Below are 16,454 nucleotides of genomic sequence, written 5' to 3' on the forward strand. Positions count from 1 at the left end.
CGTCCCGCGTGGCAACACGCGGGACTCAACCGAATTCAGACCACAGGACAGGACGTATGACGCAAATCCATCCCAGCGCACTGGTCGACCCGAAGGCAGAACTTGGCGCCGACGTGACCGTCGGTCCGTTTTCCATCATCGGTCCGAACGTGCGGATTGGCAGCGGCACCCGGATCGGCTCGCATACCACCGTCGAAGGCCATACCACCATCGGCGAAGGCAACCGCATCGGGCCGTACGCCTCGGTGGGCGGCACGCCGCAGGACATGAAGTACGCCAACGAGCCCACCCGGCTCGAGATTGGCGACCGCAACACGATTCGCGAGTTTACGACGATCCACACCGGCACGGTGCAGGACCAGGGCGTGACCAGCCTCGGCAACGACAACTGGATCATGGCCTACGTGCACATCGCGCACGACTGCCGCGTGGGAAACAACACGGTGTTTTCGAGCAACGCGCAGATCGCAGGCCACGTGGAAGTGGGCGACTGGGCCATTCTCGGCGGCATGAGCGGCGTGCACCAGTTCGTGCGCATCGGCGCCCATGCGATGCTGGGCGGCGCGTCGGCGCTCGTCCAGGATGTGCCGCCATTCGTGATCGCCGCGAGCGACAAGAACGGCAACAAGGCCACGCCGCACGGTGTCAACGTGGAAGGTCTGCGTCGCCGGGGCTTTGATGCCGGCCAGATCGCCGCCCTGCGCCAGGCCTACAAGCTGCTGTACAAGTCAGACTTGGGCTTCGACGAGGCGCGCAGCGAGATCTCGGCCCTGCTGGGCCAGACCGATGCGGCTACCGGCGCGCCACTGCGTGCCTTCGTCGAATTCCTGGCCGCGACGCAGCGCGGCATCGTCCGCTAAGCCGCGCCGCACATGATTCACGCCGCAGTGCAGGCCGATCCGCCCGCCGTAGCTCGGGCGAATGTCAACAAGCGTGGCACGATTGCCATGGTTGCCGGGGAGGCTTCCGGCGATCTGCTGGCATCGCTCCTGCTTGAAGGGCTTCATGCGCGGCTGGGCGAGTCCGTGGACTTCGCGGGCATCGGCGGCCGCCGCATGATGGCGCAGGGCTTCGTCTCGCACTGGCCGATGGAGACGCTCTCCGTCAACGGCTATGTGGAGGTGCTCGGTTCGCTGCGGGAAATCCTGGCAACGCGCCGGGCAATTCGCGAGAAGCTGCTGGCCAATCCGCCGCTGTGTTTCATCGGCGTCGACGCGCCCGACTTCAATTTCGGATTGGAAGTGCCCCTGCGCCGCTCGGGTATCCCTGTCGTGCATTTCGTCAGCCCGTCAATCTGGGCGTGGCGCGGCGGGCGCATTCGTACCATCGCGCGCGCGGTGGACCACATCCTCTGCCTGTTCCCGTTCGAGCCCGAGATCTATGCGAAGGCCGGCATTCCGGCGACCTACGTCGGTCATCCGTTGGCCGATGTGATTCCGATGGTGCCTGACGTCCAGGGCGCGCGGGAAAAGCTTGGCCTGCCCGAAGGTAAGCGCATCGTCGCGGTGCTGCCGGGTAGCCGGCAGTCCGAGGTGCGCAACCTTGGCGCGACGTTCTTTGCGGCCATGGCACGCATGCATCGCATGGACGGCAACTTGGCATTCGTTCTGCCGGCAGCCAGCGCGCCGCTGCACGAGATTATCCGCGGGCTGCACGAGCGCTATCCGGAGATCGACCTGACCGTGGTGGATGGCCAGTCGCATCTGGCCATGGAGGCCGCTGACGTCGTGCTGCTGGCCAGCGGCACGGCTACGCTCGAGGCGGCGCTCTACAAGAAGCCGATGGTCATCTCGTACAAGGTGCCTTGGCTCACCGCGCAGATCATGAAGCGGCAGGGCTACCTGCCTTACGTGGGCTTGCCTAATATTCTGTCAGGGCGGTTCGTGGTGCCAGAACTGCTCCAGGACGACGCCACGCCGGAGGCGCTGGCGCGCGAGACGCTGCTGCAACTGAACGACGAGGGCAATATCGCCTTCTTGCGGGAACATTTCACGACCATGCACGAGACGCTGAAGCGCGACACGGCCAACCTCGCCGCCGGCGTGGTGGTGGATCTCATGCACGAACGGGGTGTGCGCTGATGGCCAGCCAGAAAGCCGGCAAGGGTCCGTCGCCGCAGATGGGGCTGGAGTTGACCCAAACCGTTGCCGTCGTACGCCATCTTTGTGGCGTGGATGAGGCCGGGCGCGGTCCGCTGGCGGGGCCGGTCTATGCCGCCGCCGTGATCCTGAACCCGGAGCGGCAAATCCGGGGCCTCGCCGACTCGAAGATCCTGAGCGCCGATAAGCGCGAAGTGCTGTTCGAACGCATCTGCGAGCGGGCGATCGGCTGGCACATCGCGTCGGCTTCGGTCGAGGAAATCGACTCGCTCAATATCCTGCACGCTTCCATGCTGGCGATGCAGCGCGCCGTGGCGGGCCTGACGGCGAGCGGCATCTTGCCCGATCTGGTGCAGGTCGATGGCAATCGCTGTCCGCAGGTCCCGTATCCGGTCGAGGCCATCGTGAAGGGCGACGCGAAGGTGCGAGCCATTTCCGCTGCGTCGATCCTTGCCAAGGTGGCCCGCGATCGCGAGCTTCACGCGCTGCACCTGGAATATCCCCAGTACGGCTTCGATGCCCATGTGGGCTATCCCACGCCCCAGCATCTGGCCGCGCTCCAGCAGTTTGGCGCGACACCGCATCACCGCCGCTCGTTTGCGCCGGTGCGGGTGGTGCTGGAGCGCGACGCGCTGCCTTTCTGAGACACATCCTTGAAGCACGTCACCTCGCGCGACAATGCGCTGTTCAAGCACCTGAAGGCCCTTACTGGGTCCACGCACGCACGCCGCAAGGCGGGGCAGTCCGTGCTCGATGGCGTGCACCTCGCGCAGGCGTATGTGGCCGCGCGAGGGCAGCCGACCAGTTGCGTCGTGTCAGAGCGGCACTACGATCACGCCGAAGTGCGCCCACTGCTGGAAGGCATTGATCCGGACCGCGTTGTCCTGCTGGCGGATGCGCTGTTCGCGCAGATTACGAGTGTGGTGAACGGCATCGACCTGATGCTCGTGATCGACACGCCCGGCGGGCACCTGCCGTCCACGATCGACACGGATTGCGTGATCCTGAACGGCGTGCAAGACGCCGGCAATGTCGGATCGATCTTGCGCAGCGCTGCCGCTGCGGGGATTCCGCACGCCTTCCTGACCACGGGCTGCGCGTTTGCGTGGTCGGTCAAGACCCTGCGCGCGGGCATGGGCGCGAACTTCCACCTCAACATCGTCGAGCATTGCACTCTCGATATGCTCGAAAGCCGGCTTGCCGTGCCCTTGCTGGCGACGTCGTCGCATGCCGACGCGGCCGTGTTCGACACCGATTTGCGCCAGCCGGTGGGCTGGGTCGTCGGCAACGAAGGCGCAGGTGTCAGTCCGGAATGGATGGCACGCGTCTCGCGGACCGTCGGCATTCCGCAGCCGGGCGGCCTTGAGTCGCTGAATGTGGCGGCGGCGACCGCTGTCTGCCTGTTTGAAACGGTCAGGCAGCGGCGCGCGGCATCGCGCTGACATCAGGAGTTCGGCTGGCGAGTGGCCGGCAACCGCCGCGCGCCGCTGTACATCCCGATGTGCTCGGCGATCCTGTCGATCTTGCCTTCCAGTCGCGCCAATCCCCGCTCGTGCCGGTCTTCCATGCGATCCATCCGGGCTTCCGATTTGTCCATCCGTGCGTCCAGCTTGTCGAACCGCTCGTTGACCTGGCCGAACTGATACAGGACCGCCGATTCGAACCGATCCAACCGTTGGCTGTGGGCTTCTTGCTGGGCGTGAATGGTCTTCAGCTCGCCATCAATGGCGGCACGCGTGTGCCGGGCGCTCAGCTCGATGATGCCGAAAATTCCCCCGAGCGATGCGACAACGGCTGCGAAGATGACGCTGGCGATGCGCATGCCAAGCGTGTGCCGCACGGGCGGCGGGGGCGGGCGATCGCGCAGGCGGCGCCCGTCATTGCCGGGAGGGGGTAGGAAGGCGTGGCCAGCAACCATGGTGGTCATATTTCCTCGCGGTGAGTGATTGACCATCCGATGGTGACCCCGTAGCGTCTCCTGCGCTACGGGACGATTCTCAAAATCTCAATAGTTGTCGCGGTCGATCTTGATTTCCTGGAGGATCGTCGTGGCAATCTCCTCGATCGACTTGTGCGTCGAACTGAGCCACTTGATGCCTTCGCGGCGCATCATGGCCTCGGCCTCGTTGACCTCGTAGCGGCAGTTCTCCAGCGCCGCGTATTTGCTGCCCGGGCGCCGTTCGTTGCGGATCTCGGTGAGACGCTGCGGGTCGATCGAGAGCCCGAAGATCTTGGGCTTGAACGCGTAGAGCGCCGACGGCAGGCGGCCGCGCTCGAAATCGTCTGGGATCAGCGGATAGTTGGCGGCCTTCAGCCCGTATTGCATGGCCAGGTACAGGCTCGTCGGCGTCTTGCCGCTGCGCGACACGCCGACCAGGATCACGTCCGCTTCTTCCAGGTTCTTGTGCGACTGGCCGTCGTCGTGGGCCAGCGAGAAGTTGATCGCCTCGATCCGGTTCTTGTAGGCCTCGGTGTCCGCATTCTGGTGGAAGCGGCCGATTGCATGTGTGGACTTGAGGCCCAGCTCCTTTTCCAGCGGCTCGATGAAGGTCTGGAACATGTCCAGGATCATCGCCTTGGCGCGCCGCAGGGCCTTGTTAGCCTCGGCATTGACCAGCGTGGTGAACACGATGGGCGGCACGCCCTCGTTATAGAACGCCTCGTTGATCTTGCCGACGGCCACGTGTGCCTTTTCCGGCGTGTCCACGAACGGCATCCGCACCTTGCGGAAGCGCATTTCGAACTGGGCCAGAATGGAGTGGCTGAAGGTCTCGGCCGTGATCCCGGTGCCATCCGACACAATAAAAACCGTACGGATGGCAGGGCGATCGCCAGTGCTGGCAGTGGCCGGGGGCGACGCGGCGGGAGAGGTGGCAGGGCTTGCCGCCGTGCCGGGCGCAGGCGCCTGTTGGGGCGCATCAGGCGCTTCGGGAAGGGACATGTCTGGTCAATTTTTGAGGCTGCCACGCGAAAGTGCGGTGCGGCACGGTAGAATAGCGGCGATCTTTTGGCTAAGCAATTCCGTACGCGCCGGTGCAGCAACGATCTGCGGCACGATTGTCGACAATGTGCGCCGCAGCATCCGCCTGCGCTCCGGAATGGTTTAGCCAAGCGATCCGCCGGGAACAGAACCCCAACAACATACCGGTCGGTGACACCGATTTCTTACTTTGTTTTTGAGGCTTTTATGACTAACCAGGCAGATAACGGCGCCTATGTGCTGCCGTTCGAGCAGTTGCGCATGCATGACGTGGAAACCGTCGGCGGCAAGAACTCTTCGCTGGGGGAGATGATCTCCCAGCTGGCAGAGGCTGGCGTCCGTGTTCCCGGCGGTTTTGCTACCACCTCGCTCGCGTTCCGCGACTTCCTGCAACACAACGACCTGACCGCCCGCATTTCGGATCGCCTGAAGACGCTCGACGTCGATGACGTGAAGGCCCTGGCGGAAGCCGGCGCCGAGATCCGCGGCTGGGTTGCCGCCGCTCCGTTCCAGCCGCGCCTGGAACAGGAGATCCGCGAGTTCTATGCCCGCGTGTCGGCCCGTGAAGGCGCCGAGGCATCGTTCGCCGTCCGTTCCTCGGCCACGGCCGAAGACCTGCCGGACGCCTCGTTCGCCGGCCAGCAGGAGTCGTACCTCAACGTCAGCGGCATCGACGACGTGCTCGACAAGATCAAGCACGTGTTCGCCTCGCTCTACAACGACCGCGCCATCTCGTACCGCGTGCACAAGGGCTTTGCCCACGATGTCGTGGCACTGTCCGCCGGCGTGCAGCGCATGGTCCGTTCGGACCTCGCGGCGTCGGGCGTGATGTTCACCATCGACACCGAATCGGGCTTCCCCGACGTGGTCTTCATCACGTCGAGCTATGGCCTCGGCGAGACCGTGGTGCAAGGCGCCGTGAACCCGGACGAGTTCTACGTCTTCAAGCCGACCCTGGAGCTGAACAAGTACCCGATCATCCGCCGCTCGATTGGCTCGAAGCTGATCAAGATGGAATTCACGGGCCCGGGTGAAGCCGGCCGCGTGAAGACCGTCGATGTGGCGCCCGAACTGCGTAACCGCTACTCGATCACCGACGCCGATGTGTCGGAGCTGGCCAAGTACGCGATGATCATCGAGAAGCACTATGCCCGCCCGATGGACATCGAGTGGGGCAAGGACGGCAAGGACGGCAAGATCTACATCCTCCAGGCGCGCCCGGAGACGGTGAAGAGCCAGTCCGCCGGCAAGGCCGAGCTGCGCTTCAAGCTGAAAGGCACGGCGCCCGTGCTGACCAGCGGTCGCGCCATCGGCCAGAAGATTGGTACCGGCCCGGTCCGCGTGATCAACGATCCGTCCGAGATGGAACGCGTGCAGCCGGGCGACGTGCTGGTGGCAGACATGACCGACCCGAACTGGGAGCCGGTGATGAAGCGTGCCTCGGCCATCGTGACCAACCGTGGCGGCCGTACCTGCCACGCGGCCATCATTGCCCGTGAACTGGGCGTGCCGGCCGTGGTCGGCTGCGGCGATGCGACCGATCTGCTGAAGGACGGCACGCTGGTGACGGTGTCGTGCGCCGAAGGCGACGAAGGCCGCATCTACGACGGCCTGCTCGAGACCGAGATCACCGAGGTCCAGCGCGGCGAAATGCCTGAGATCGAAACCAAGATCATGATGAACGTGGGCAATCCGCAGCTCGCGTTCGACTTCGCGCAGATCCCGAACCACGGTGTGGGCCTGGCCCGCCTCGAGTTCATCATCAACAACAACATCGGCGTTCACCCGAAGGCCATCCTCGACTATCCGCAGGTCGATGCCGACCTGAAGAAGGCCGTGGAATCGGTGGCCCGTGGCCACGCCAGCCCGCGCGCGTTCTACGTCGACAAGCTGGCGGAAGGCATCGCCACGATCGGCGCGGCGTTCTATCCGAAGCCCGTGATCGTGCGCCTGTCCGACTTCAAGTCGAACGAATACAAGAAGCTGATCGGTGGTTCGCGCTACGAGCCGGACGAGGAAAACCCGATGCTGGGCTTCCGTGGCGCGTCGCGCTACATCGCCGAGGACTTCGCCGAAGCGTTCGAGATGGAATGCAAGGCCATGAAGCGCGTGCGCGACGAAATGGGCCTGACGAACGTCGAGATCATGGTGCCGTTCGTGCGCACGCTGGGCCAGGCCAAGAAGGTCATCGAGCTGCTGGCCAAGCACGGCCTGAAGCGCGGCGAAAACGGCCTGCGCATCATCATGATGTGCGAAGTGCCGTCGAACGCGATCCTGGCCGAGGAGTTCCTGGAGTTCTTCGATGGGTTCTCGATCGGCTCGAACGACCTGACGCAGCTGACGCTGGGTCTGGACCGCGATTCCGGCATGGAACTGCTGGCCAAGGACTTCGACGAGCGCGATCCCGCTGTGATCTTCATGCTGCAGCGCGCCATTTCCACGGCGCTGCGTCTGGACAAGTACGTCGGCATCTGCGGTCAGGGCCCTTCGGACCATCCGGACTTCGCGCTGTGGCTCGCCAAGGAAGGCATCAAGTCGATCTCGCTGAATCCTGATTCGGTGGTCGAAACCTGGAAGCAACTGGCTTCGTAAGGCATTTGGCGTCACAATAGCGATAACTCATCCAAAGCGGTGCCCGGCTGAACCCGGGACGCCGCGTGGCACCGGCCCTGCGGCAGGTGTTGCACAGCCCCCGCAGGCGCCTATGGCGCGGCGGGGGTTTTTTATTGGGAAAAGGAGCGGGATGTCGTCTTACTACATATGGTTCGCCGCGGCAGTGGTGCTGGTGATTGCCGAGATGGCGACGGGCACCTTCTATCTGCTGATGATCGCCGTGGGCGTGGCGGCCGGTGGTGTGGCCGCGCTTGCCGGCCTCGGTGTACCGGCGCAAACGGTCACGGCGGCCCTGGTAGCCATCGCGTGTATCGCGGCCTTGCGCCGCACACGCTATGGCACGCTGCGTCGGGGTACGGCATCGACGGATCCCGATGTAAACCTCGATATCGGCCAGGAACTCGATGTCTCTGCCTGGGACCCGAATGGGCGTGCCCGCGTGCCGTATCGCGGCGCTGACTGGAGCGTGGAGCTGGCGCCGAACACCGAGCCGCTTCCGGGTCGCTTCCGCATTGTCGAGGTGCGGGGTACCACGCTGATCGTCTCGCCGCGCTGATTCCTGCGCGGCACCCATCCAATGACTAGCAGTTTTCCTATTTGACGGGAGTTGTACATGCTTGCCTACCAGCTCGGGCTGTTTCCACTGATTCTGCTCATCGCGGCCATCGTGCTGATTGCCAAGGGCATCAAGATCGTGCCGCAGCAGCACGCATGGGTGCTTGAGCGTCTGGGGCGCTACCACGCCACGCTGACGCCCGGCCTGACGATCGTGGTGCCGTTCGTGGATCGCGTGGCCTACAAGCACATCCTCAAGGAGATTCCGCTCGATGTGCCGAGCCAGGTCTGCATCACGAAGGACAACACACAGTTGCAGGTGGATGGCGTGCTGTACTTCCAGGTGACGGATCCGATGAAGGCGTCTTATGGCTCGAGCAACTTCGTGGTCGCGATCACGCAGCTGTCGCAGACCACGCTGCGGTCGGTGATCGGCAAGCTGGAACTGGACAAGACCTTCGAGGAGCGCGAGTACATCAACCACAGCGTGGTCAATGCGCTCGACGAAGCCGCCGCCAACTGGGGCGTGAAGGTGCTGCGCTACGAAATCAAGGACCTGACGCCGCCGAAGGAGATCCTGCATGCGATGCAGGCCCAGATCACGGCCGAGCGCGAGAAGCGGGCGCTGATCGCGGCTTCCGAAGGCAAGCGGCAGGAGCAGATCAATCTGGCCTCCGGCGCCCGTGAGGCGGCGATCCAGAAGTCCGAGGGCGAGCGGCAGGCGGCGATCAACAGGGCCCAGGGCGACGCGTCGGCGATCCTGGCCGTGGCCGAAGCCAACGCGCAGGCCATCGAAAAGATCGGCCACGCGATTCGGGGCGAGGGCGGCGCGGAAGCCGTCAACCTCAAGGTGGCCGAGGAATACGTTGCCGCGTTTGGCAACCTCGCCAAGCAGGGCAACACCCTGATCGTGCCGGGCAACCTTGGCGAAATGAGTTCGATGATCGCCTCGGCACTGCAAATCGTGAAAACCCAGCAGAAGACCTGAGCGACGCGCACTGACGCGGCATCGCCAGACAAGAACGGAGGCCATGGCCTCCGTTTTTTCTTATTCCTTGTTATCGCTCTTCATCAGGCGCGCCTTTTCGCGCTGCCAGTCCCGATTTTTCTCGGTTTCGCGCTTGTCGAACTGCTTCTTGCCCTTGCCGAGGCCGATTTCGCACTTCACGCGGCCGCGCGTGTAGTGCAGGTTCAACGGCACGAGCGTATAGCCGCGCTGCTCGACCTTGCCGATCAGCTTCTTGATCTCGTCCGCCTTGAGCAGCAGCTTGCGCGTGCGCACGGGGTCCGGCGTCACGTGCGTGGAGGCGCTCTGCAGCGGGCTGATATGGGCGCCGATCAGGTACATCTCGGCGTTGCGCACCACGACGTAGCCTTCCTTGATCTGCACACGGTTGGCCCGGATGGCCTTGACTTCCCAGCCCTCCAGCACAATCCCGGCTTCGTAGCGTTCTTCGATGAAGTAGTCGAAAAAGGCTTTCTTGTTATCAGCGATGGTCATGCGTACGTGGTGGATTCCTGAGCAAGGCTGCCGCGCTGCGGCAAAGAGGGGAGCGACCGTTGTGGCGTCATCGAGGGGCGCCATGTGCGCCGGGGATGCCGTCGACCCGCGTGTCGGCTAAAATCGGGATTCTAGCAAACCCGCCCCGTTCGGGCCCAGCCCCTGGCGGCGCCCGCATCCGATTACATGGCAGACGTCCATAAATCCGTCCTGCTTGGCTTTTCGGCCGAGCAGATGTATGACCTGGTCACCCGCGTGGAGGACTATCCCAAGTTCCTGCCATGGTGTGGTGGCGTCGAGATCTTCGAGAACACCGAGACGCTGCTCGACGCGAAGATCCATATCCATTTCAACGGCATCAAGCAGTATTTCCATACCCGGAACGTGCAGGAGCGTCCTACACGCATTGATATGACGTTCGCGGACGGTCCTTTCAAGACCTTCAATGGCTCCTGGCGCTTTACGCCGCTGCGCGCCGACGCCTGCAAGATCGAATTTCACCTCCATTACGAGTTTTCGAGCTTCATCCTCGAGAAAATCATCGGTCCCGTGTTCAGCATGATTGCCAATACGTTCGTCGATGCCTTCGTCAAGCGCGCCGAGGTGGTGTATGCCAACAACGGCTGATCCTGGTGCCATGGTGCGGCTCTTGGTCTGCTACGCCAAGCCTGACGCGGTGTTCCTGAAGGAAGTCTCGGTGCCGGCTGGCACGAGCGTCGAGGGGGCGATTCGCGCCAGCGGCCTGACCGAGGCGTATCCCGAAGTGGACCCGACGACGGCACGCGTCGGCATCTACGGCAAGCTCAAGACCGCGGAAACACTGGTTCGGGAGGGAGATCGGGTAGAGGTCTACCGGCCGCTGACCGCCGATCCCAAGCAGGCACGCCGCAAGCGCGTGCAGAAGACCCGGGCTACCGGCACGCGCGAGGGCCTGAAATGGCTGCGCGGCGGGGGCGGGCAGGGGAGTTGACTGGGCGGGCGGCCTATCCGGCGCCCACCCCATGCCTCAGCTGCAGTGCTGGGCCATCGACTGGCTGACCTTGTCGAGTTCGGCGGCGCGTTCATCGCCGTTCAGGCGGTGCGCGGCGCCATCCGGGCCGGCCTTCGAGATGCGCATGCCTTCGCGCAGCCCCGTGGCGTAATTCGACATCTCTTCGCAGCGCGTCTGGCGGGCCAGTTGTTCGCGTTCCTTGGTGGCGGCTTCCAGGTCGGCCTTGAGGCGCTCCTCGCGGCGCTCGCGGAAGGCCTGATCGGGATCGGTGCCGGCGGCGGGCTTGTCCTTGGCCCGCGCGCTGACCTGGCGGGCCCGGGGCGCGTCGCCTGCGGGGGCCTTGGCGTCAGCTTGACCATCGGCCTTCGCGGCGGTTTCGGCTTCCACCGGGCGATAGGCGCCTGCCGCGCGGCCGGGTGCCATGACGATGGCGCGGTCCGGCACGGAGGGCGGCGGCGGTACATCGCTATAAACCATGCGGCCGGTGCCGTCCTTCCACTGCCATTGGGAAAAGGCCGTGGCGGGCACGGCGAGACTGGCGGCAACAAGCAGGTACAGCGCGGTCGAACGGTTCATGGCAAGAGTGTCTGTGGCGTCTGGGCGGAAAAATGCCAGGTTGGCGATGAAAACCGGACGGTAGGAGGGTTGACAACCATGTGACCCCCGCGTCATGCCGGTAGTCTACGCAGACTTGTCCGTGGCGTGCAAGCGCACGGACCAGGCCACCCCGACGATCAGCAGGGCGACAGCGGCCAACTCCAGCGGCCGTGGCCAGCGGTGATCGAACACAAACCCGTATGCCAGCGCGAACAGCGTCTCAAAAACGATCATTTGCCCCGAAAGCGTCAGGGGTAGGCGGCGACTGGCGATGTTCCAGAGGTTGTTGCCAATTAGCGACGCCCCGAGCGCCACGGCGGCGTTGACCGTCCAGAACCACTGCCATTCGCGCCCGCTGCCCGGGGCGGTCAGCGCGTCGCCGGCCACGAGCCAGCCGATGCCGGCCAGCACCACGGAAACCAGCCCGGTAGATAGCCCGTATAGGGCCGACCACTCGTTCCCGCTGTAATGCGGATGGCGCTGGAGGTAGCGCGCGTTGTCCACGGCGTAGAGCGTCCAGCAGACCAGCGCGCCCGCCGCGCAGGCCACGCCAGCCACTTTCTGCCACGCCGGGCGGGCCAGGGCGTCTGCCGCCGCGCCATGCGCACCGCCGCCCCCGGCAAACAGGTCGATATTGATGCTGGCGATGCCGGCCGCCACCACCAGCAGCGGCCAGACCAGCCGCGAGAGCGGCACAGCGCCGTGGTCGCGGCGGCCCATGATCGTGATGGAAACCGGCAGGATGCCGATGATTAGCGAGGTCGGCCCGACCCCGGCCAGCTGCACGCCAAACGCCAGCAGTACGTAATAGAGCAGGTTCCCGGTGAACGCCTGGCGCAGCAAGGCGACGCAATCGCCCCGAGTTAGCTTTTTTGCGAGGCGCCGCATCAGCGGCAGCGCCGCCACGAAGGCGACCAGCCCATAGGCCAGGTAGCGGCCAATGGCGAGTTCCCAGGGCGAAAACGCCGGCAGCAGCTTCGGCGCGATGAACACCATGCCCCAGAACGCGCCGGCCAGCAGCCCGCACAAAACGCCGATGCCCATCGGACTCCTGTTGTGATCTGTGGAAGGGAGGCCGAGAATAGCAAGGGGGATGCAAGAACGCATCAGCAAATCCTGCATTCCTGTATAATCTGCTTTTGCGCCTAGAGGATTTGCTATGCGTCTTGTCCAGAAAGCACTCACATTCGATGACGTGCTGCTTGTACCGGCCTATTCGGCCGTCCTGCCCCGGGATGTTTCCCTCCGCACCCGCCTTACCCGTTCAATCGAACTGAACATTCCGCTCGTGTCCGCCGCCATGGATACCGTGACGGAAGCCCGGCTTGCCATTGCGATGGCTCAGGCCGGCGGCATCGGCATTGTCCACAAGAACCTGAAACCGGCCGACCAGGCGCGTGAAGTGGCGCGCGTGAAGCGGTACGAATCGGGTGTGCTGCGTGATCCGATCACCATTTCGCCGGACATGAAGATCCGCGATGTGATCGCGCTGTCGCAGCACCATGGCATTTCCGGCTTCCCCGTGCTCGAAGGCAAGACCGTCGTCGGCATCATCACCAATCGCGACCTGCGCTTCGAGGAAGAACTCGACGCCCCGGTGCGCGCCAAGATGACCCCGCGCGAGAAACTCGTCACCGTGGCCGAAGGCGCCCCGCTGGACGAGGCCAAGCGCCTGATGAACCGTCACCGCCTGGAGCGCGTGCTGGTGGTCAATAGCGCATTCGAGCTGCGCGGCCTGATCACCGTGAAGGACATCCAGAAGGCCGTGGACAACCCGCTGGCCAGCAAGGACGATCACGGCCAGCTGCGCGTCGGCGCCGCCGTGGGCGTGGGTCCGGACAACGACGAACGCGTGGAACTGCTGGTCAAGGCCGGCGTGGACGTGATTGTGGTCGATACCGCGCATGGCCACAGCCAGGGCGTGCTGGACCGTGTGCGCTGGGTCAAGCAGAACTTCCCGCAGGTGCAGGTCGTGGGCGGCAACATCGCCACCGGCGCGGCCGCGCTGGCGCTGGTCGAGCATGGCGCGGACGGCGTGAAGGTGGGCATCGGCCCCGGTTCGATCTGCACCACGCGGATCGTGGCCGGCGTGGGCGTGCCCCAGATCACCGCTGTTTCCAACGTGGCCGAGGCGCTCAAGGGCACCGGCGTGCCGCTGATCGCCGATGGCGGCGTCCGTTATTCGGGCGATGTGGCCAAGGCCCTGGCGGCCGGCGCGCACACCGTGATGATGGGCGGCATGTTCTCGGGTACCGAGGAAGCGCCGGGCGAGGTGTTCCTGTATCAGGGCCGCTCGTTCAAGAGCTATCGCGGCATGGGTTCCGTGGGCGCGATGAAGGACGGCGCCGCCGACCGCTACTTCCAGGAAGACAACACCGCCAACGTCGACAAGCTCGTGCCCGAAGGTATCGAGGGCCGGGTCCCCTACAAGGGCTCGGTCATGGCGATCATCCACCAGCTGACCGGTGGCGTGCGTGCGTCGATGGGCTACTGCGGCAGTAGCTCCATCGCCACCTGGCACGAGACGGCCGAGTTCATGCAGATCACGGCCGCCGGCATGCGCGAATCGCACGTCCACGATGTGCAGATCACCAAGGAAGCGCCGAACTACCATATCGACTGATCACGATATGGCCCGCCCGACCTGGGCATCACGGCCGCGCTGGCAACGTCGAGGTTGACGAGGCCGCGCGGCCGCGACGCAAGAAGCATCAGGAAAAAGGAGCGCCCATGAAAGTACTATTGCGAGCCGTGCTGTTCTTCGACGCCTTGCTAGACCTGCTGCTCGGCATCCTGCTGCTGATGTCGCCGTTCACGACGCTGTATGCCGCACTCCAGTTGCCGCAGCCGCAGCCGGCCATGTTCGGCCAGCTGCTCGGCGTGGCGATGATCGGCATGGCGTGGCTGCTGTTCCAGGCTGCCATTAACGGCCAGCTGACCGTGCCCGTGGCACGCACGGTGGGCCAGGTGAACCTGGTGAGCGCTGTGCTGATCGTGGCGTGGACGCTGTTCCTGGACATGCCCGTACAGGGCGCCGGCAAGGTCTGGCTGCTGACGCTGGCCGCTGTCATGCTGTTCTTCGCCGTGGTGCAGATGCCCGCCGCGAAGCGCGTGCGCCTGCGCGAGCGGGAGCAACTGGCCCAGCGCGAAGCCGAACTGCGCGCCGCCCGGCATGGCGATGGCCCCGTGTACTACCCCGGCACGCCGGTCGATGCCGTCGACCCCGCCGACCCGCACCAACAACCCGGCGCCGCCAACCCGGCACGCCCGCATGGATCCCCCGAATACCGGCGCGAACCGGTCATCACCCCACCACCCGGCTACGGCCCGGGCACCGAGGTCATGCCCGAACCCGAGCCGGAAGCTCTGCCAAACGCCCATCATGCACGACAAAATCCTCATCCTTGATTTCGGCTCGCAGGTCACGCAGCTGATTGCCCGCCGCGTTCGCGAGGCGCACGTCTACTGCGAGATCCATCCTAACGATGTGACCGACGAATTCGTCCGCGAGTACGCGCCGAAGGCGGTCATCCTGTCCGGCAGCCACGCCAGCACCTACGAAGACCACCAGCTGCGCGCGCCGCAGGCCGTGTGGGACCTCGGCGTGCCGGTGCTGGGCATCTGCTACGGTATGCAGACCATGGCCGTGCAGCTGGGCGGCAAGGTGGAGTGGAGCGACCATCGCGAATTCGGCTACGCCGAGGTGCGCGCCCATGGGCATACCAAGCTGCTCGATGGCGTCGAGGATTTCTCGACGCCCGAAGGCCACGGCATGCTCAAGGTCTGGATGAGCCATGGCGACAAGGTGGCCGAACTGCCGGCGGGCTTCAAGCTGATGGCGTCCACGCCGAGCTGCCCGATCGCCGGCATGGCCGACGAGGCGCGCGGCTACTACGCAGTGCAGTTCCACCCGGAAGTCACCCATACCGCGAAGGGCCGCGAGATGCTCGAGCGCTTCGTGCTCAAGATCGCCGGGGCCAAGGCCGACTGGGTGATGCGCGACCACATCGCCGAAGCCGTGGCCAAGATCCGCGAACAGGTGGGTGACGAGGAAGTCATTCTGGGCCTGTCCGGCGGCGTGGATTCGTCGGTGGCGGCGGCGCTGATCCATCGCGCCATCGGTGACCAGCTGACCTGCGTGTTCGTCGACCACGGCCTGCTGCGCCTGGACGAAGGCAAGATGGTCATGGAGATGTTCGCGGGCCGCCTGCACGCCAAGGTGGTCCATATCGACGCCTCGGAGCAGTTCCTGGGCCATCTGGCCGGCGTGACGGACCCCGAGCAGAAGCGCAAGATCATCGGCCGCGAGTTCGTCGAAGTCTTCCAGGCCGAGGCCAAGAAGCTGTCCAACGCCAAGTGGCTGGCGCAGGGCACGATCTACCCGGACGTGGTGGAATCGGGCGGCACCAAGACCAAGAAGGCGACCACGATCAAGAGCCACCACAACGTCGGCGGCCTGCCCGAGACGCTGGGCCTGAAGCTGCTGGAGCCGCTGCGCGACCTGTTCAAGGACGAAGTGCGCGAGCTGGGCGTGGCGCTGGGCCTGCCGCCCGAGATGGTGTACCGCCATCCGTTCCCGGGCCCGGGCCTTGGCGTGCGGATTCTGGGCGAGGTCAAGCGCGACTACGCCGAGCTGCTGCGCCGCGCGGACGCCATCTTCATCGAGGAACTGCGCAAGACCATCGCCACGGAGCAAGACGCCGCGGCGGGCCTGTGCGAGCCGCAGCAGGTGGGCAAGAGCTGGTACGACCTGACCAGCCAGGCCTTCGCGGTGTTCCTGCCGGTGAAGTCCGTGGGCGTGATGGGCGATGGCCGCACGTACGACTACGTCGTGGCACTGCGCGCGGTGCAAACCACCGACTTCATGACCGCTCACTGGGCGCACCTGCCGTACACGCTGCTCGGCCGCTGCTCGAACCGCATCATCAACGAGGTGCGTGGCCTGAATCGAGTGGTGTACGACGTCTCGGGCAAGCCGCCGGCGACGATCGAGTGGGAATAATCCCAGGCCCTTCGGGGCCTGCGGAGCAGTGACGTATCAACGGCCGGGGCCCATCGCCCCGGCCGTTTTCTTTTCGGGATCCCCAAACGAGACAGCCAATAGCAGTGTGGTGCGTG

At 64.9% G+C, this 16,454-nt stretch carries 17 protein-coding genes; 12 read left to right on the top strand and 5 right to left on the bottom strand.

Features of this window, described 5'->3' with window-relative positions; all coding sequences use genetic code 11:
• Positions 1-56: 56 nt before the first annotated feature.
• The 4 genes from lpxA (at position 57) to AC1DP9_RS17530 (ending at position 3,541) form a co-directional block, all read left to right on the top strand.
• Entirely contained in the window at positions 57-860 is an 804-nt protein-coding gene (gene lpxA / locus AC1DP9_RS17515; protein WP_441645145.1) for an acyl-ACP--UDP-N-acetylglucosamine O-acyltransferase, read from the top strand.
• 87 nt (positions 861-947) lie between these two features.
• A complete protein-coding gene (gene lpxB / locus AC1DP9_RS17520; protein WP_477108109.1) occupies positions 948-2,081 on the top strand; it encodes a lipid-A-disaccharide synthase in 1,134 nt (377 codons plus the stop codon).
• Positions 2,081-2,743: a ribonuclease HII gene (gene rnhB / locus AC1DP9_RS17525; protein WP_477108040.1), complete on the top strand. Its 663-nt coding sequence runs from the start codon at positions 2,081-2,083 to the stop codon at positions 2,741-2,743. Before lpxB ends, rnhB begins: the two co-directional genes overlap by 1 nt.
• Before the next feature lie 9 nt (positions 2,744-2,752).
• Positions 2,753-3,541 (top strand): TrmH family RNA methyltransferase, encoded by a 789-nt coding sequence (locus AC1DP9_RS17530; protein ID WP_477108041.1) that lies wholly within the window; start codon positions 2,753-2,755, stop codon positions 3,539-3,541.
• 2 nt (positions 3,542-3,543) lie between these two features.
• On the opposite strand, the gene AC1DP9_RS17535 is transcribed toward AC1DP9_RS17530, so the two are convergent.
• A complete protein-coding gene (locus tag AC1DP9_RS17535; RefSeq protein WP_477108042.1) occupies positions 3,544-4,026 on the bottom strand; it encodes a hypothetical protein in 483 nt (160 codons plus the stop codon).
• 78 nt (positions 4,027-4,104) lie between these two features.
• Positions 4,105-5,040 carry a posphoenolpyruvate synthetase regulatory kinase/phosphorylase PpsR gene (gene ppsR / locus AC1DP9_RS17540; RefSeq protein WP_255370907.1) on the bottom strand — a complete coding sequence of 312 codons (936 nt, stop codon included), beginning with the start codon at positions 5,038-5,040 and terminating at the stop codon, positions 4,105-4,107.
• A 246-nt stretch (positions 5,041-5,286) separates the two neighbouring features.
• Between ppsR and ppsA the strand changes: the two genes are divergently transcribed.
• The 3 genes from ppsA (at position 5,287) to AC1DP9_RS17555 (ending at position 9,235) form a co-directional block, all read left to right on the top strand.
• Positions 5,287-7,671: a phosphoenolpyruvate synthase gene (gene ppsA / locus AC1DP9_RS17545; RefSeq protein ID WP_092297658.1), complete on the top strand. Its 2,385-nt coding sequence runs from the start codon at positions 5,287-5,289 to the stop codon at positions 7,669-7,671.
• Positions 7,672-7,822: 151 nt separating this feature from the next.
• On the top strand, positions 7,823-8,248 hold the full coding sequence (locus AC1DP9_RS17550; protein WP_441590811.1) for an NfeD family protein: 426 nt from the start codon (positions 7,823-7,825) through the stop codon (positions 8,246-8,248).
• 57 nt (positions 8,249-8,305) lie between these two features.
• Positions 8,306-9,235 carry an SPFH domain-containing protein gene (locus tag AC1DP9_RS17555; RefSeq protein ID WP_092297664.1) on the top strand — a complete coding sequence of 310 codons (930 nt, stop codon included), beginning with the start codon at positions 8,306-8,308 and terminating at the stop codon, positions 9,233-9,235.
• Between the two features lie 60 nt (positions 9,236-9,295).
• On the opposite strand, the gene smpB is transcribed toward AC1DP9_RS17555, so the two are convergent.
• Positions 9,296-9,748 carry an SsrA-binding protein SmpB gene (gene smpB, locus AC1DP9_RS17560; protein ID WP_092297666.1) on the bottom strand — a complete coding sequence of 151 codons (453 nt, stop codon included), beginning with the start codon at positions 9,746-9,748 and terminating at the stop codon, positions 9,296-9,298.
• 186 nt (positions 9,749-9,934) lie between these two features.
• Between smpB and AC1DP9_RS17565 the strand changes: the two genes are divergently transcribed.
• A complete protein-coding gene (locus AC1DP9_RS17565; protein WP_092297669.1) occupies positions 9,935-10,375 on the top strand; it encodes a type II toxin-antitoxin system RatA family toxin in 441 nt (146 codons plus the stop codon).
• A gap of 10 nt (positions 10,376-10,385) precedes the next feature.
• Positions 10,386-10,718, top strand: coding sequence for an RnfH family protein (locus AC1DP9_RS17570; protein WP_441590814.1), 333 nt, complete (start codon positions 10,386-10,388; stop codon positions 10,716-10,718).
• Positions 10,719-10,754: 36 nt separating this feature from the next.
• On the opposite strand, the gene AC1DP9_RS17575 is transcribed toward AC1DP9_RS17570, so the two are convergent.
• A complete protein-coding gene (locus tag AC1DP9_RS17575; protein WP_144195097.1) occupies positions 10,755-11,315 on the bottom strand; it encodes a DUF4124 domain-containing protein in 561 nt (186 codons plus the stop codon).
• 105 nt (positions 11,316-11,420) lie between these two features.
• On the bottom strand, positions 11,421-12,380 hold the full coding sequence (locus tag AC1DP9_RS17580; RefSeq protein WP_477108043.1) for a DMT family transporter: 960 nt from the start codon (positions 12,378-12,380) through the stop codon (positions 11,421-11,423).
• Between the two features lie 115 nt (positions 12,381-12,495).
• Here AC1DP9_RS17580 and guaB point away from each other — a divergent pair, with 115 nt between their 5' ends.
• The 3 genes from guaB to guaA all read left to right on the top strand — a co-directional run bounded on the left by guaB (position 12,496) and on the right by guaA (position 16,338).
• Positions 12,496-13,959 carry an IMP dehydrogenase gene (gene guaB / locus AC1DP9_RS17585; protein ID WP_092297681.1) on the top strand — a complete coding sequence of 488 codons (1,464 nt, stop codon included), beginning with the start codon at positions 12,496-12,498 and terminating at the stop codon, positions 13,957-13,959.
• A 107-nt stretch (positions 13,960-14,066) separates the two neighbouring features.
• Positions 14,067-14,744, top strand: a complete 678-nt coding sequence (locus tag AC1DP9_RS17590; RefSeq protein ID WP_092297684.1) for a hypothetical protein — start codon at positions 14,067-14,069, stop codon at positions 14,742-14,744.
• On the top strand, positions 14,719-16,338 hold the full coding sequence (gene guaA / locus AC1DP9_RS17595) for a glutamine-hydrolyzing GMP synthase (RefSeq protein ID WP_477108044.1): 1,620 nt from the start codon (positions 14,719-14,721) through the stop codon (positions 16,336-16,338). The genes AC1DP9_RS17590 and guaA overlap by 26 nt, the downstream gene beginning before the upstream one ends.
• The last annotated feature ends 116 nt before the right edge of the window (positions 16,339-16,454 follow it).

Source organism: Cupriavidus sp. 01L43 (genome assembly GCF_056399925.1).

What these genes read in the sequence shown, in the direction of transcription:
- lpxA (WP_441645145.1), top strand. Translation starts at nt 57, where the DNA reads ATGACGCAAATCCATCCCAGCGCACTGGTCGACCCGAAGGCAGAACTT.
- lpxB (WP_477108109.1), top strand. Translation starts at nt 948, where the DNA reads ATGGTTGCCGGGGAGGCTTCCGGCGATCTGCTGGCATCGCTCCTGCTT.
- rnhB (WP_477108040.1), top strand. Translation starts at nt 2,081, where the DNA reads ATGGCCAGCCAGAAAGCCGGCAAGGGTCCGTCGCCGCAGATGGGGCTG.
- AC1DP9_RS17535 (WP_477108042.1), bottom strand. Translation starts at nt 4,026, where the DNA reads ATGACCACCATGGTTGCTGGCCACGCCTTCCTACCCCCTCCCGGCAAT.
- ppsR (WP_255370907.1), bottom strand. Translation starts at nt 5,040, where the DNA reads ATGTCCCTTCCCGAAGCGCCTGATGCGCCCCAACAGGCGCCTGCGCCC.
- ppsA (WP_092297658.1), top strand. Translation starts at nt 5,287, where the DNA reads ATGACTAACCAGGCAGATAACGGCGCCTATGTGCTGCCGTTCGAGCAG.
- AC1DP9_RS17550 (WP_441590811.1), top strand. Translation starts at nt 7,823, where the DNA reads ATGTCGTCTTACTACATATGGTTCGCCGCGGCAGTGGTGCTGGTGATT.
- AC1DP9_RS17555 (WP_092297664.1), top strand. Translation starts at nt 8,306, where the DNA reads ATGCTTGCCTACCAGCTCGGGCTGTTTCCACTGATTCTGCTCATCGCG.
- smpB (WP_092297666.1), bottom strand. Translation starts at nt 9,748, where the DNA reads ATGACCATCGCTGATAACAAGAAAGCCTTTTTCGACTACTTCATCGAA.
- AC1DP9_RS17565 (WP_092297669.1), top strand. Translation starts at nt 9,935, where the DNA reads ATGGCAGACGTCCATAAATCCGTCCTGCTTGGCTTTTCGGCCGAGCAG.
- AC1DP9_RS17570 (WP_441590814.1), top strand. Translation starts at nt 10,386, where the DNA reads ATGGTGCGGCTCTTGGTCTGCTACGCCAAGCCTGACGCGGTGTTCCTG.
- AC1DP9_RS17575 (WP_144195097.1), bottom strand. Translation starts at nt 11,315, where the DNA reads ATGAACCGTTCGACCGCGCTGTACCTGCTTGTTGCCGCCAGTCTCGCC.
- AC1DP9_RS17580 (WP_477108043.1), bottom strand. Translation starts at nt 12,380, where the DNA reads ATGGGCATCGGCGTTTTGTGCGGGCTGCTGGCCGGCGCGTTCTGGGGC.
- guaB (WP_092297681.1), top strand. Translation starts at nt 12,496, where the DNA reads ATGCGTCTTGTCCAGAAAGCACTCACATTCGATGACGTGCTGCTTGTA.
- AC1DP9_RS17590 (WP_092297684.1), top strand. Translation starts at nt 14,067, where the DNA reads ATGAAAGTACTATTGCGAGCCGTGCTGTTCTTCGACGCCTTGCTAGAC.
- guaA (WP_477108044.1), top strand. Translation starts at nt 14,719, where the DNA reads ATGCACGACAAAATCCTCATCCTTGATTTCGGCTCGCAGGTCACGCAG.